The 16,036-nt window shown below is 34.5% G+C and carries 14 protein-coding genes; 4 read left to right on the forward strand and 10 right to left on the reverse strand.

Annotated features, from left to right (window positions below):
* Positions 1 to 96: 96 nt before the first annotated feature.
* Positions 97 to 1,371 (reverse strand): 3D domain-containing protein, encoded by a 1,275-nt coding sequence (locus tag AABL52_RS23630; RefSeq protein WP_001105806.1) that lies wholly within the window; start codon positions 1,369 to 1,371, stop codon positions 97 to 99.
* Between the two features lie 484 nt (positions 1,372 to 1,855).
* Here AABL52_RS23630 and AABL52_RS23635 point away from each other — a divergent pair, with 484 nt between their 5' ends.
* Together AABL52_RS23635 and AABL52_RS23640 are read left to right on the forward strand one after the other, a co-directional pair.
* The gene (locus tag AABL52_RS23635) at positions 1,856 to 2,536 is read left to right on the forward strand and encodes a methyl-accepting chemotaxis protein (protein WP_370458311.1); all 681 of its coding nucleotides are present in this window, start codon (positions 1,856 to 1,858) and stop codon (positions 2,534 to 2,536) included.
* A gap of 134 nt (positions 2,537 to 2,670) precedes the next feature.
* Positions 2,671 to 3,483: an undecaprenyl-diphosphate phosphatase gene (locus AABL52_RS23640; RefSeq protein WP_097817871.1), complete on the forward strand. Its 813-nt coding sequence runs from the start codon at positions 2,671 to 2,673 to the stop codon at positions 3,481 to 3,483.
* Positions 3,484 to 3,604: 121 nt separating this feature from the next.
* Here AABL52_RS23640 and AABL52_RS23645 read toward each other — a convergent pair whose 3' ends face one another.
* Positions 3,605 to 3,808, reverse strand: coding sequence for a hypothetical protein (locus AABL52_RS23645; RefSeq protein WP_001268328.1), 204 nt, complete (start codon positions 3,806 to 3,808; stop codon positions 3,605 to 3,607).
* A gap of 172 nt (positions 3,809 to 3,980) precedes the next feature.
* On the opposite strand from AABL52_RS23645, the gene AABL52_RS23650 reads away from it, so the two are divergent.
* Complete coding sequence (locus AABL52_RS23650; RefSeq protein ID WP_341518548.1) at positions 3,981 to 5,132, forward strand: VanZ family protein; 1,152 nt, start codon at positions 3,981 to 3,983, stop codon at positions 5,130 to 5,132.
* 7 nt (positions 5,133 to 5,139) lie between these two features.
* On the opposite strand, the gene AABL52_RS23655 is transcribed toward AABL52_RS23650, so the two are convergent.
* From AABL52_RS23655 to bdhA, 6 genes are all read right to left on the reverse strand, one after another.
* The gene (locus AABL52_RS23655) at positions 5,140 to 6,453 is read right to left on the reverse strand and encodes a D-arabinono-1,4-lactone oxidase (protein WP_341518549.1); all 1,314 of its coding nucleotides are present in this window, start codon (positions 6,451 to 6,453) and stop codon (positions 5,140 to 5,142) included.
* Positions 6,441 to 7,613, reverse strand: a complete 1,173-nt coding sequence (locus AABL52_RS23660; protein ID WP_341518550.1) for an amino acid deaminase/aldolase — start codon at positions 7,611 to 7,613, stop codon at positions 6,441 to 6,443. The genes AABL52_RS23655 and AABL52_RS23660 overlap by 13 nt, the downstream gene beginning before the upstream one ends.
* Before the next feature lie 110 nt (positions 7,614 to 7,723).
* Positions 7,724 to 8,725 (reverse strand): sphingomyelinase C, encoded by a 1,002-nt coding sequence (gene sph / locus AABL52_RS23665; protein ID WP_341518551.1) that lies wholly within the window; start codon positions 8,723 to 8,725, stop codon positions 7,724 to 7,726.
* A 73-nt stretch (positions 8,726 to 8,798) separates the two neighbouring features.
* On the reverse strand, positions 8,799 to 9,650 hold the full coding sequence (gene cerA, locus AABL52_RS23670) for a phospholipase CerA (RefSeq protein WP_341518552.1): 852 nt from the start codon (positions 9,648 to 9,650) through the stop codon (positions 8,799 to 8,801).
* A gap of 265 nt (positions 9,651 to 9,915) precedes the next feature.
* A complete protein-coding gene (locus AABL52_RS23675; RefSeq protein ID WP_073517263.1) occupies positions 9,916 to 10,260 on the reverse strand; it encodes a potassium channel family protein in 345 nt (114 codons plus the stop codon).
* Positions 10,261 to 10,378: 118 nt separating this feature from the next.
* On the reverse strand, positions 10,379 to 11,431 hold the full coding sequence (bdhA, locus tag AABL52_RS23680) for a (R,R)-butanediol dehydrogenase (RefSeq protein ID WP_000645834.1): 1,053 nt from the start codon (positions 11,429 to 11,431) through the stop codon (positions 10,379 to 10,381).
* Between the two features lie 226 nt (positions 11,432 to 11,657).
* On the opposite strand from bdhA, the gene AABL52_RS23685 reads away from it, so the two are divergent.
* The gene (locus tag AABL52_RS23685) at positions 11,658 to 12,836 is read left to right on the forward strand and encodes an MFS transporter (protein WP_341518553.1); all 1,179 of its coding nucleotides are present in this window, start codon (positions 11,658 to 11,660) and stop codon (positions 12,834 to 12,836) included.
* 36 nt (positions 12,837 to 12,872) lie between these two features.
* On the opposite strand, the gene AABL52_RS23690 is transcribed toward AABL52_RS23685, so the two are convergent.
* A complete protein-coding gene (locus AABL52_RS23690; protein ID WP_341518554.1) occupies positions 12,873 to 13,214 on the reverse strand; it encodes a hypothetical protein in 342 nt (113 codons plus the stop codon).
* Positions 13,215 to 13,531: 317 nt separating this feature from the next.
* On the reverse strand, positions 13,532 to 15,931 hold the full coding sequence (inhA2, locus tag AABL52_RS23695; RefSeq protein WP_341518555.1) for a M6 family metalloprotease immune inhibitor InhA2: 2,400 nt from the start codon (positions 15,929 to 15,931) through the stop codon (positions 13,532 to 13,534).
* Positions 15,932 to 16,036: the final 105 nt, after the last annotated feature.

The raw sequence follows: 16,036 nt of genomic DNA on the forward strand, positions 1-16,036 counted from the left end.
TTATATTGTATGCTAACCTTAACAAAATGTAAACTCAACTTAACATTATTTTTGTAAAAAAATCCAACTTTACGTTTTGTAAAGTTGGATTACATGTTAGTTTAAAATTGTAACTTTAACTGTTCTTCTGCCCCAGCTACTTGATGAACCTTTATCTGGCATTAAAACATCAATTCTGTGACCTTTAATAGCTCCGCCAGTGTCTGCTGCAATAGCAACTCCATACCCGTCAACCTTTACAGTAGAGCCTAATGGAATAACAGCTGGATCAACCGCAATTAATTTCATTCCTGGGTTTGCAGTTAAATTATAACCTTTACCACCTGGTCCCCATGCAGAAAATACTTGTTGACCTGGCGCATAACCATTTTCAGCTGGATCCGCTGTATAAGCTGTAGCTTCTACATAGATCTCTCTTCCACCAGCAGTTGGCTTCGAAGGCTGTTCAGGTTCTACCTTCGAATTATTATTAGCAACTGGTTCGGCTGGTTTACTAGCTTGTTCTTGCTTTTTCTTTTCAGCAATTTCTGCTTGTGCTTTTACTAAAGCTTCTTGCTCTGCTTTTGCAGCCGCTTCTGCTTTTGCACGCTCTTCCGCTGCAATTCTTGCTGCTTCTTGCTCACGAGCAATCGTTTCTTGCACTGCCTTCATGTTTGATTCGATTTTAGCTTTTTCTTCTGCAGCTAAATTAAGTTGGCTTGCAACCTGATTATATTTAGCTTGAACTGTTTGTAAGTTAGCTTGACGCTTTTTCAAGTTATCTTGCAGTTCAGCTTGTGCTTTTGCTAATTTTTGTTTGTCTACTACTAAAGATGCTTCTTTCTCGTCAATTGTTTTCTTATCTTCCTCAATTTGACGAAGGTCTTGTTCTTGTAGACGTAAAATCTCTTTATCAGCTTCTAGAATAGTAGAAACTGCGTTCATACGTTGTAGGAAATCAGCAAAGTTTTTTGACTCTACAACAACTTCTACTACTAAACTTGTATTTGAACTGTTTTGAACAGAAACCATACGTTTTCTCATAATGTCCTTGCGCGCAAGAACTTTATCTTCTAAAACGACAATCTCTTTCTTTTTTTGTTCAATCTGCTTATGTGTTTCATCAATTTTACGTTGAATAGCAGCTTGATCCTCTTTATTTTTTGCAATTGTATTATTTAAATTATGTAGTTCGTTTTCGATACCTTGAATTTCTTTATTAACAGCTTGCTTCTCTTGCTCTTTCTTTTGCATTTCTGCATCGTTTTGCTGCAATTGCTGTTGCATGTTGTTAAGTTTCTCGTCGTTTGACTCTGCTTTAACAGCGACTGTACTAGAAAGACCTATAATTCCTGCTAATACTAGACTACTGATTCGCTTAAAATAGTTCATAATCCGACTCCCTTCTTATACAGTTATACATGATTTATTTTACAGTTTGTTTACAATATCATTAAATACAGTTTATTTTTCATGACGAAAAAAAGGGAATTATGCATAAAATGTAATAGATTCTTAAATATTTAACAATTCCTATATTTAAAAATTATAAAAGATGCTAAAATCCAAATATAGAGAAAATATAACTTCTAAAGGCGGTTGAAATAAATATATGTTTACTCAAAAGAAATCACTCCAACATAAAATTGATCAATTAGAAAGTCGTATACAAGAACTAGAAGCAGAATTAAAACAAAAGGATATCGAACAACAAGAGACTATTTCTTCTATCCACGATCGTGTACAAAGCGTTGTTCAAGAACATAAACTTGTAAATAGCCAGCACCATACACTTCAAAATTTAGTTCAACAATTAAACTCATGTTTCGAAAATGTTTCAACGCGCACGACACATTCCAATGAATTGAATAACGAAATGTTACAAAAAGAACAAAGCTTAATTCAATCTATTGAAGAAATTATCGACTGTTCTAATGAAGGAAAAGAATCTGTTCACCGTTTACTTATTGTAATTAACAAATTAGGTGAACAATCTCAACGTACGTCTAATAGTATGAATCATTTAAGTGAGCGCTCAAAAGAAATTGAGCAAATTGTAGAAGTCATTCAAAACATTGCAGCACAAACAAATTTACTTGCTTTAAATGCGAGTATTGAAGCTGCGCGTGCTGGAGAGCACGGTAAAGGATTCGCTGTCGTTGCCAATGAAGTAAGAAAACTAGCGGAAAGTACCGCTGAAAGTACGAAAAACATCGGCAACTTAACGAAAAAAATTCAAGAAGAAATTGAAAAAGCATACGATAACACGAAAGATAATTTGCATTTAGTCGATGAAGGTGTAGAAATGAGTGCCGATACAAACGCTAGAATTGAAAATATTTTAATTATGATTCAAACGTTACAAAACGGTGCTACAAATGTTATTAAAGCTATCGAAAACCAAAAATCTTGTAATGATGATATATTACGAGAATTCGCTAATACACAACAAATGTTCCAAAAATTAAATACTACTATTATGAACCATATTCATGATGCTGAAAAAGTCGATGTTCAATTGACTAAAGGTCTTCAAGAAACAGCAGCTTCTCATTAATAGTAAAAACCCCTATAGCGGCGCTATAAGGGGTTTTTATTATATTTCGAATATTTATTTCTTCTCAATATTCATCCGTATCTTTGTTATAATGGACAAGTTGTTTCTTTCGACTAATAAACAAGGAGGTTATTATGGAACAATTTTACTACATTTTAAAATATTTAATTCTTGGTCTGTTCCAAGGACTAACAGAACCAATTCCCATTTCTTCAAGTGGTCACCTCGTTTTAGCACAGCATTTGCTAGGACTAAAAATAGAAGGGTTTAGCTTCGAACTACTTGTTAATTCAGCTTCATTATTAGCTGTATTACTTATTTATAGAAATGATTTAATTCGTCTAACTAAGAATGGTCTATCTTATATATTTACAAGAGCAGAAGACGCAAAATCAGATTTCTTCTTTATTATTTACCTTGTTATTGCGACTATTCCAGCAGGCGTTATTGGGGTTTTATTTAAAGACTATATCGACCAGTACTTAAAAGGCGTGAAGATGGTTGGGATTTCCCTTCTTATTACTGCTGTCGGCCTTTGGATTATTAGAAACCTGCGTGGACGTAAAAATGATGGCGATCTTTCTATGAAAGATGCAATTATCATCGGATTAGCACAAGCTTGCGCACTAATTCCTGGAATAAGCCGCTCAGGTGCAACAATCGTAGCAGCGATGTTACTTGGTATGAAGCAAGAAACAGCTCTTCGTTTCTCATTCTTATTATACATCCCCGTTAGCTTAGGTGGTTTATTACTAAGTATTACAGACATTGCAAAAGATCCAAACCTAGATACATTATTCGTACCCTATGTCGTTGCATTTATCGCAACATTTATCATGACGTATATTTCATTAAAATGGTTTATGAACATTATGGCAAAAGGAAATTTAAAATATTTCTCTTTCTATTGCATTATCGTAGGTGTACTTACTCTTATTTTCTTATAAAGTGAAACTTACAAAGCGAAAAGCGAGTCATTCTATTAAACTACTAGGATGACTCGCTTTTTTATATCTTTATAATGATAAAGCCCCTCTTACTTTTTTATACAGTAAGAGGGGCTCTCTCTTATGCGTATACTTTCTTTTCTTGACAATACAAACGAATAACATGTTTATTTTGTTGAAATACATCATGCGTTAGGCGGATAATAATAAAATTTCGTTTTGTTTGATCATCATGAACAAAAATCTGTTCTCCCTCCTGAAAATGCCATGCACTTTCAAAAGTTGTAATATGATCCCCACTTACAGAAAAAAGCTCATATCGCATATCTTGTACCCTCTCTCAACTTATAATAATCACAATATCCTTATATTAAATTTAGTATAACTTAATCCCGTTTAAATTTGAAATTTTTTCTATTTCGAAATATTTTAATTTTGTTTTCAAGTTCTTTTAACGTTATAATGATAAACGAATTTTCATTGAAAGGAGCTTCATTTTGACTGCATATTTATTTCCAATAAAAACAGCATTTATTTTATTTCCTATTTTAGCAATGTTTCTATTAATCCCTTTTTTAATATTTAATTATCGTAAATACGGTTATTTAAATAAATGGCGTTCATTTATTTTATATTCATTATTACTTTACTTATTAAATGCCTATTTTCTTGTGATTTTGCCATTACCACAAACGTATGATACTTGTAGCCTACAACCGGCTAATACGCAACATATGCAACTCTCGCCATTTTATTTCATACAAGAGATTAGTAATCATACCTCGGCAATTTTAACGAAGCCAGCTACGTACTTCTATTTATTAAAGGAATCTGCGTTTTTACAAGTCGCTTTTAACGTTCTACTAACCGTTCCATTTGGTATGTACTTACGTTATTATTTCCGACGTAGCTTCTTACAAACAGTGTGTATTTCTTTTTGCCTTTCACTGTTCTTTGAATTAACACAAGTAACTGGATTATATGGTATTTATAATTGTGCCTATCGCTTATTTGATATTGATGATTTGTTTTTAAACACACTAGGCGGCGTAATTGGTTTTATCATTGCACCAATATTTACGTACTTCCTTCCGAAAACGAGTGAGCTAGATATTCATATTGATTTAAAAACGAAACCAGTCGGATTCATTCGTCGTCTCATCGCTATGCAAATTGATTGGATTTTCTTATCTATCATTGTACCGTTCATTAAAAACAAAGGAAATTCACTATTTATCGCTAACATCCAATCTTATACAAATGTATACGAACTCCTTTTCATTACATGTTCAATCTTAATTTACTTTATTATCATTCCATACTTTACAAATGGAAGAACAATAGGAAAAGCGTTGCTTCGGATTTACATTAAAGGACAAGCAGAGCGTATTACACTAAAAGAATTATTCATTCGTTACGGTATATTCTATTTCATTCTAGGCGGAATCAATTACATTCTTTCGAGTAGCTCTATCTTAAATCATACAGAGCCTTTAGTATTACTAGTTATACTATTATTCCAATTTGTAATTAACGGTCTATTTATTATTCATGTTTTATTACATGTATTTAGCCGTGATAAATTACTATTTTACGAGCGTATTAGTCAAACAAGAAATGCGATCATACTAAAAAAAGCTGACAAGTAATAATTTGTCAGCTTTTTTTCATAATCGTAAATAATTTTTCTGTGTAAGGATTTGAAAACATTTCTGTTTCATCTAATAACTTCTTCACCTTGAGAAACGAATGTAATTCTGGATATATATTTTGTAATTTTTCGTACGTTAACGTATGCATTTTCCCCCAATGTGGGCGCCCTTCATACTTTAGAAAGATTCTCTCCACCTCACCAAAATAAGCAGCATACTTCATACCTTTATACATATGAACAGCAATATACGCTGAATCCCTTCCGTACGCTGGACTGAGCCATATATCATCACTTTTCACATAACGGCATTCAATTGGGAAGTGCACTTTATACTTTTTCTTTTCAATAAGGTTTGAAATTTCTTCTACAACGGCCCGCATATACTTTGCAGGAACACTATACTCCATTTCATAAAATGGAACCGCACGCGATGTAGCAAATACTTCATAACTCGGACCAATTATTTTTGTATTCGGTACAGCTTTAGCCGATAATCGACTTACGCCTTTACTTATAGAAGGAAACCATTTACATCCTTTAGATAACAAAGAAAACATCTTATTTTCAAGCAACTCTACCTTTAGTTTATGCCATTTCAAATCACTTTTTTTACCCGTTGTTTCATTTGTAAATTTCACTTGCACTTCATCTGAATAAGGAAAAACGAAAAATTCAAAATGGCGATTCTTCTTATATTCTTCTAGCTTGTTCATTACAGTAGATAATGACTGTTTTTCACTTTTATAAACGAGTGAATAGGCTGGAATAACCTTCAATTTTATTTTTACAATAATACCTAACATTCCAAGCGACAACTGAAAGGCTCTCCAATATTCCACATTCTCAGTTTCCGAACAAACTATGCTCTCACCTGTAGATAAAACTGCGGTAATCTCTATAACTTGTGTTGATAAACTTCCAAAGGTAATACCCGTCCCATGAGTCCCTGTACTAATCGCTCCTGCAATAGATTGTGAATCAATATCCCCTAAATTTTCTTGTGCATAACCTTTTTCTTCAAGTAATCTCCCTAAATCATGTAACTTTGTTCCTGCCCATACTTCAGCAACCATCTTCTCTTCATCGATATTCATAATACCTTTCAATTCATCTAAAGAAACTAAAATTTCTTCAGTTTGTACAAGAGGTGTAAACGAGTGCCCTGAACCAACAACACGAATTTTCTTCCCTTTTCTTCGTGCAAGTCCCACCACTTCTACTACATCTTGTATACTTTCTGGATACATCGTATAATGCGGTGTTCCTTCTACATTCCCCGTCCAATTTCTCCATTTTTGTCCCTTTATAGAAAGCATTGGCCATCCCCCCGATATGTTGAATACTCCCCAACAATCTCTCCTTCTTTCACACGATATAAAAACGGAAACCGCTCACATAACTCTCCAGCTTTACTGTGGCGAAACAAGATAGAATCTCCTATCTCTATCCGGTCCTTACCGTTATAAAAAATCGGTGTTTGTACCTCGCCAGCACCTTCTAAAGCTAATAATTCCGCACCATTTGGTCTCCAAATCTCAGGTTCTTTATCTTTACCAATTGCGCCTGAAGCAATATATCCACCACCTAGACAAGTGTAAATATACGGGGCTGGTTTACGTACAACTGGTAAAGCAAATCCGACAGCTGGATGAAATTGCACCTCTTTATAGTAATCAAACAGCTTCGGGGCATAAAAAGCAGAACCTATTGTAATCTCTGAAACTGAATTATCTTGCTCGGTTGTTTTTATACTTCCTGTTCCTCCCCCATTTACAAACCTTAGTTCAATACCCAGGTTTTGTATTTCTTTTACGATACGTCCTCTTCTTTCGTTAACTTCTAACACTGATTTCTTTTTTAAATACGAAATCACTTTACTTTTCACTCGCTGATTTGGTATGTGATCTCCTACCCCAGCAATTTGGGCTTCATATCCCATTACACCATCTAATATTAAAAATGATGATTCTTTCACCCTTTTTACTATTTTCAAAGCACCTTGCACACCTTTTACCGGTGATCTGTTTACCCCAAAATGAAATTGAAAAAAACGACTACTCATATCAATATCCAAACAAACACGAAAACACCCTTTAGACTTCTCAGCAATTTTTTCTAAATAAACAATATGGTCTTCACAATCCACCATACAAGTTATAATGAGCCCTTGCTTTGTTAGCAAACTTATTTCATGTAAAGCTCTTTCATCATAAGCAGGATATCCGAGTAATAAATCATTGAATCCTTGTGCAATTAAAAACAAAGCCTCCCTAGGTGAGAAACACATAATACCTTGAAATCGATCGTTTGCCGCTAAAATCTTTTGCATAACCGGAACAGAACGTAACGATTTACTCGCTATACGAATCTTCTTATTTCCACTTAATTCTATAATCCATTGAATATTTCTATCTAAAGCCACTTCATCCAAAAATGCACACGGTAATGGAACTTCTTTAAAAATTCCTCTATCCACATTTTTTCTCTCCTCTTCTCAACATGTCTTATACATATTGGAAAGAAAGTTAGAATTTCCTCTACAAAATAAAAAAGTTTCTTCCTATTTAAGAAGAAACTTTTTTAGGACTACTTCATAGAAATAGTTGCCTCTACTGGATAATGATCAGAATAATCATCATACGTATATTTTTTGAGCCATGATGTAACAGTCCACTGTGGAGATTTCGGTTGTAATACTTTATTCTCTATAAATGATGGATTCGCATGATCTTTACTTGCAATAATATAATCTAAATGTTCAGCAGGTGCATCTGGATAATTGTATTTCGCAATACTGTTTGTCGTCGCATCCCAAGTTGCTGTATGTCCCGTATAAGATGGAACTGACGCATGCAATGTTTTAAACATGGATGCGTACTCTGAGTCACTATTGTTCTCTGCATTTATTTTATTCACGTTCATATCGCCACCAAATAAGACGTACTCGTCATTTGGTATATTCTTATTTTTTATAAAATCTTGAATTTCTTTTAGCTGATTTGTACGTACAGATGCAGGTGAAGTTTTTCCGCACATACTATCTTCAGCCTGCAAATGCGTCCCAATTACATGAACGAAACGATCATTTTTCTTGATTTTCGTGTATACAAATCCTTTATTTGATAAATTATCTGGCCCGCATCCTTTTGCAAATACATATTGAATCTTCTCAACAATCGGCCATTTACTCACGATTGCAACGCCCCCATCTTCAGGCGTTGAAGATGAATAGCTACCTAACGTTTTATCCCATTCATTTCCGTTACTACGACCTAATACCGCTGTTTGATTTGGATATTCTTTCTTTAAATTCCCTAACAAGCGATCTGATGCGCTATTATCAAACACTTCATTTAATATAACAACGTCTTGATTCTTTATATAATCTGCCGCCCCAATTAAATCAGCACGATCACTTTGTCCCCAGTTCGGATATAAATTTGTTGATAGCATATACACGTTATGCGTCATCACTTTCAAAGTATTATTTTGATTTGTAGACGTTTCTGCTTGAGCTGAAGATCCTCCGTATAAAACTCCTAAACCAATCCCAAAGCTAAGTACACCTTTTAGCAATTTACCTTTCACGTTTCATACCTCCATGTGTATAGTGATAAAAAGGCCAAATACTCTATTATGAGATTTGACCTTTTTTAAATACTTAACGATCTCCGTACGTATCAAACCAGAGCTGAATGTATCCAGCGGTAACACGTTGTGCATCCATTAATCGCTTACCAGTCATTGGTGTAACTTCAGCGCGCCATTTATCGGCATATTCTTGTGATACAGCTGCTTTTACGAACCAATCTTTCGTATCATCATTTACAATGCCAGCGTAATCTTGTTTCGCAACTACTGCTGCTCCGTGAATCCAATCTTCTGGATTTGTACCTTTCCAGTTCCAATATCCATTTCCATCCGTTACCTTATAATTATCTTTTATCGTATCTACAAAGTTTTCATATTTAGAATGGAATCCTTGTGGGTACGAAAGATTTGTAAAGTTTGCCGCATGCATCGGTTGATTTACATCTCCTAAATAATGAAGAGATAATCCTAAATAGAAGAATGCTTGTTTCATATCTTTATTTTTATATGATTCACCAGCTAATTTAAAATATTTAGCTCCAGTTTCTTTTGCTTGCTTTGCAAATGGAATATATGTTTTTCCATTGTCTGGATCATAGAAATGTGAAGCAAATGTGCTATTATCATAATAAGGATTTTCATAGTCAGCAGCATAAATACCATTTTCTAATTCCGTACGCCATTCATTTAATTGTGCAACTCGATCTTGTTTTACAAGTGTTGTATTGCGAGACATAATATCAATGGCACGGTTTACAATCCATAAATGAGAGTTTACGCCTTCTTTATGTTTATCTTCAGCAGACCAGCGGTGAACTATTTTTATTTTACTTCCCCCATCATTTTCATGTGCAAATGCAACACTTTGTAACGGAGCTACTAATGTAATAGCTGCTGCTAAAGCAAGTACTTTCTTTTTCATCTGAAATCCTCCATTTTATAATTGAATTATTGTAAACTTTTTTGTTAGGATCCTATGATGTCGTCCGGTTAACCTATGACTAGAATATCCCACCTTTCATGAAATTTCTATTAATAAATTAAAATATGCAAATTTTCATATCATTATAACTTTATACATAGTGAATATAATGATTGAATGCACTTATATTGTAATAAAGTATTGTTAAGCTACTACAAATGATTGTCTAAACTAATGTAAAAAAAGAGTAAAGCATCCACATGCTCTACTCTTTTTTTCTACTTGATAATATACTTGGCAATTGTACATTAACTGCCAACTTATGAATAAATCCAAATACTAGTCCAATCCCAATAAATATGTATAAGATTGTAAATACCTTTCCGAAATCCGTTTGTGGACTAAAATTCCCATCACCGACAGTCGTCAACGTGACCACACTAAAATATAAAGCGTCAAGAGGACGTAATCCTTCAACTGTACTATAAAAAATTGTACCAGATGTTAATGTTAGAAATGTTAATACGAATAATACTTGAAATTCTTTATCTTTCCACGCTCGTAAACAAGCTTTTAGCATCCGTTTTAATGTCAACATAAATGAAAGCATTCGACTTCCCCTTCCAAACAAAATACCTGTAGTTAAAGGAAAGTCTATCACCTTTCTGTATAGAAAAAAAGTAGCCCTCTTCTATTTCTAGAAAAGGGCTACTTTTTACTAGTCTCTATTATTTAGGTGAAACAAGAATTTTCACTTGTGTTTTATCTTTTACAAGTGCTTCAAATCCTTCTTCAACAACTTGATCTACTGTGATTTTTTTCGTAATTAATTTCTCTGCTTGAATTTGGCCAGAGCTAATTAATTTAATAACAGCTGGGAAGATATGACGGTATCCAAGAATACCGATAACTTCTTTTTCTTTTAGTACAAGGTTGTTTGGCGTAATTGTTGCGTCTTTTTCCCATACACTAACAATTACAGTTTGTCCTTCAAAGCTTGTACTTTCAATCGCTTGACGAAGTACTACTTCAACACCTGTTACTTCAAAGCTCACATTTACACCTAAACCATTTGTTAAATTACGAATTTCTGCTAGTACATCTTGAGTAGCTGGATTTAATACGTAATCCGCACCTGCTAATTTTGCTAACTCTTGACGTTCTTTAGAAAGTTCTACTGCAATAACAGGAGTTGCTCCTGCTGCTTTAGCTGCTTGAATGACAAGAAGTCCAATTGGACCACAACCAAATACTGCTACAGCTTCACCTTCTTTTAATTTACTTTGACGTACTGCATGAACGGCTACTGCTGCTGGTTCTACAAGTGCACCTTGTTCATACGTCATTTCATCAGGAATATGGTGAACCATATCTTCTGGTACTACTGTATATTCAGAGAAACCGCCGCCTTCTCCGCCTAGACCGTGGAAAACAAGTTGTTCACAAACATTGTAATGTCCATGTTTACAAGCTTCACATTTACCACAAGAATAAATAGGTTCTACAACGACGCGATCTCCCACCTTATGAGAAGTAACGCCTTCACCGATTTCAACTACCTCACCACTAAACTCATGACCTAAAATAACCGGTGCTTTTACGTGTGTTAATGGGTGCTCTTCTGTTGGAATAAAAATAGGTCCTGCTAAATATTCATGCAAGTCTGTTCCGCAGATACCACACCATTTAACTTTAATCTTAACTGCTCCTGGTCTTACAGTTGGTTCTGGTACTTCTTCTACTCGTACATCACGTTGATTATGCCAAAGTAGTGCTTTCATTTTATACATCCCTCTCTACGTATATACTTAACCTGGTGAAGTTTATAAATCTATTATAATACTTTCATCCATATATTTCAAAAAAACAATCTCATTTCCACTAAATTTTAACAAATAACGTTCAATATTTTGTCACTTTGTACTTTTTCCCACATCTGTTAATGCTAATTTCATTGCGGTTGAAATTAGCATTATGCCATAATAGCATAGGAGAGGTGAATATCGCTTGAAATATTTTATTTACTTTATTGTTATCGTAGCGTTTCTAGATACATTTTCACAATTACCTATTATGAGTACGTTCGCTCAAAGTCTGGGAGGATCTCCTCTTATTATTGGACTAGTTGTCGGTATGTACTCATTCGCTAATATGATTGGTAATATTATTGCTGGCGCTGCTGTCGATAAATTTGGTGCAAAAAAAATACTTTATATAAGCATGGGACTTACGAGTTTCATAGTCTTGTTATACACCGTTGTTCAAAGTGGCGAACAACTATTAGTTGTTCGCTTTATGCACGGCTTTAGTGACGGATTTTTAATTCCTGCTGCCTTTACGTTTTTATCAAAACAAACAAATGCAGCAAGACAAGGTAAGGCAATGGCTCTATCTGGTGCTGCTGTTGGAACAGCGGCAATCGTAGGACCTGCGTTCAGTGGAATTATGAAAGCAACTGCTGGTATAGAGTGGGTGTTCATTACCATTTCTATTTTAATGGTCCTTGGTACAATCGTATCTCTATTCTTCTTACCAAATAACGTATCAAGAAAAGATAATTCAAGAACACAAATGATGAACAAAGAAGATATGATTGAACTATTGAAATCAGAACCTTTATTACAAGCATATATTGGTGCTTTCACGCTAATGTTTTCACAAGGAATTGTTACGTATATGCTACCAGTGAAAGTTGAGGCATTAGCACTTAAAGCATCTACAACAGGTATGATGTTAAGTGTATTCGGAATTACCGCTATCCTATTCTTCTTGCTGCCAACAAACCGTATTTACGATCGATTTAATCGTTCAAAACTAATGTTAATTGGGATTGCAGTAATGGCATTCGCGTTATCTTTACTTGGATTATTCGCAACAAAAGGCATGCTCTTTATCGTTATGATGATTTATGGCATTGGATTCGCTATCCTTTTCCCATCAATAAATGCATTACTTGTTGAAAATACAACTGATGATAAACGCGGAAAAGCATTCGGATTATTTTATGCTTTCTTCTCATTAGGAGTTGTTGCTGGATCCTTTACAGTTGGAGCAATCGGGGCATCCCCTAGCATCAGCTTCGTTATCGGAACTGCATTCTTATTAACATTCGCTGGAATGATTTATGTAAGAAGCAAAATAAAAAATAAAGCAAAAAGCAAAGTAAAAAAGACAATGATGGGTTAATTCCATCATTGTCTTTTTTTAATGATAAGCTCCTATTCAACTTTTAATTTTCAATAATCCGTATTTAATAAACAATATGGCATTATATTTTTCATAGAGATAATACAATGGGTAACAAAATAAGAAGAAAATAAGTACAGTTGGTATATCGTCTATAATAGAAAAATATTTTACTAGTAATTCCTTAATACTCTCTCCAATTATAATAAACAGTGGAATTATACAAATTGCCGCTAATATTAAGCATGGTGTGATCCTCATTTCTTTTAGCCCCACCTTACAGTGTGGACACCTGAATGAAAAAGGATGCGGGAGATCCATAATATGTTGCGCAGTAATATTCCCTTCACACTGTGGACATTCAATTATTTCTTTCATTTAACTCACTCCTTTCTATCCATAAAAAAGAGCACTATCTAATAGTGCTCTTTTTTGCCAAATATATTACTTTTGTGTGTAGCTAAGTAACAATGTAAATAAATTGAATGGTAAAGGCAATACTACATTTCTTCCTTTACAAAAAAAGTGTATAAATACCGACGATACTTCGACAATTTCCTCGGAAATATTTCCTTTCCCCACATAATTTGATACACTACATGTGAACAAACACTTGTATTACATAAGCTAAAATAATAACTTACTGTACAAATTAAAAAGCACACTCTTCATAGGAAGAATGTGCTTCTATGTTATTAACGTTTAATCCAAACAGCGCCTGCCGATTTATCCTCTGCCTGTCCAACAACTTGGAATTTAAGTCCAAGGTTTGGAACTTTTCTTCCTGCGTCTGCAATTTGTTTGTTACTATATACTTTTGAATCATCAAAAGTTGTAACACCTTGTAATCCAGAATAGTTAAACTGTCCACGTGTTAATGAATTTGCACTCCATGCTGGTGTTTGATCAAATGAAAATGCAGCGTCTGCAATTTGCATACCTGTATTACCGTAAGTTGGTCTTCCGTTTAAATTTCCAACAAATGCCTCTGGATGAGAATCTACCACGCCAAGGAATCCTTCACCTGGATGCACCCCAACCCAGTTATCTTTGAAGCTATCATCTGCATACCAAACGACAAGACCTGTATTATACACTGGACCTTTTCCTGCTTTTAATCCGTTATCTGACCCCGCATAGTTTCTCCACTCTAAGTAGTAATAATGAGCTTTCTTTTCTGTCCCATCAGAAACAACAAAACCATTTAAATTCATTTTAGATTGTCCTTCTGCATCATCAGAAAATACAACTTGTCCATCAACAGTTACATTTACATTATCCATCGCAAAACCTTTATATGTTACAGCTGGATCTGTAATATAGTCGAATTGCAGTTTCACTTTTTTCCCTTTAAATTGACTTAAATCATATGATTTATCAATCCATTTTCCACCTGTTGTATCTTTATCTTCTTGGACTATTTTTTCTCCAAGTCTATCAATTAATGTTTTCGTTCCATCTTCTGTTACTGCATGCACTTCGACAAAATCGCACTCTGCTTCTAACTCATAATTTGCTTTATAATCGAATTTCGCATTTGTTCCTTTTGTTAAATCAAAGAATGGTGTTTCTAATGTTGTATGCATATCATCACCTCTTGTACTATAATATGCATGTTTTCCCAACTCAGGTTTAATCGTTTCAACACTTTTACCTGGCAAGTTAACACGTACAACGCCTGGACGATTGGATTTCGTAACACTTTGATCGATATATGTAGGAACTCCTACACCACGCTTAATTTTATCGTAATCTACTTCTAAAATTTTTGCCCAGTTGCCACCCATATTCTTTTGTAAGAAGTCTTTATTTTGTGGTGAGAAACTAGTTGGCTCTGTTCCTGCAATTTTCCCTGTCCAACTACCTCCACTCATTAATGACCAAGCTTCGACAGGTGAACCAGTTCCAGTATATTTCGTATCATATTCATCTGGTAAGCCAAGGTCATGTCCAAATTCATGCGCAAATACACCTACTGCTCCATCTTCTGGTTCAATTGTGTAATCATGCGCCGCTACTTTTCCACCAAAGTAATCTACCTTTGATTTCGTACCTTCAACCGCTACTGGATCTATTGCTAATTTTGAACGATGTGACCAAATTGCATCATCACCTAATTTACCGCCACCAGCTTCTTGACCAACACCAGCATGGATTACCATTAAATGATCAATTACACCATCAGGTTCATTTTGATTTCCATCACCATTTGTATCATATCTATCGAATTGATCAAATTGAGATAAATCTAACCCTTTCTCAGCGGCTGCATGTAAAGCTTCTTTCACTAAATCACGTGCGCCTTTTGGTCCTTTATTATCGTGACCACTGCTACCATCAGCACCATAATCAGACGCTTTTCCTGGAACAGTTAGCCACTCCGTTACATATCCATCTGTCGTATAACTTCCACCAGACTGCTCTTCATAATATTGTTTAAATGTTTTTACTTTCGAACCATCAAATAACGTGTATGGTTCATTACCAAATAACATTTTTTGATAATGCTCTCTACTAAAGTCTTTCGAATACATATACCCTGGCGTTTGATCAATATTATTATGTTTATAATCACTAAATTCAACGAGTAATACTAATACTTTATCATTTCGAACCGGTCCATTATATGGCGCTTGCTTTGCTTTAGAAGTTGGAACTTGCCCATTCAATTGCTTTTTATTTGGTTCCGGTTTTTGTTCAGGACTAACATTTTTTTCAGGTTTCTTTACTTTCTCCTTTTCCTCCATTTTTTTCTCTTTTACTTTTTTCACAAAATCAGATGCCTCTTTAGCAGTATCCGCTGGAAGAATTTCTTTATTTGCCTGATCGCCTTGTTTCTTTTCAATATACTTTTCGACAGCTTTTTTCGTTTCTTCTTTAGATGATGCTGGATTAATTGTTCCTCTTTCTTTCAATGCTTCCGCTAAACGATCTTCTTGAATTAAATTGTAATCAATTGGTGTTGTAGATACATTTTCTTTCTCTTTTGCTGGCGTTTCTGCGTATGCTAGCGGAGTACTCATTACAGATGTACATCCGATAATTGCCGCAATTGCTAATGATGATAACACTTTAAATGGCGCTTTTCTTCTCATTCTATTTCTCTCCTTTTGTATATAAAACTTAAAATTCAGATAAATAAGTGCGTTTTTGTCAAAATCTCTGTTTACTACCCTCCCTATATAAAAAAGCATAATTCT

The organism is Bacillus paramobilis, from assembly GCF_038096195.1.
Lineage (GTDB): Bacteria > Bacillota > Bacilli > Bacillales > Bacillaceae_G > Bacillus_A > Bacillus_A mobilis.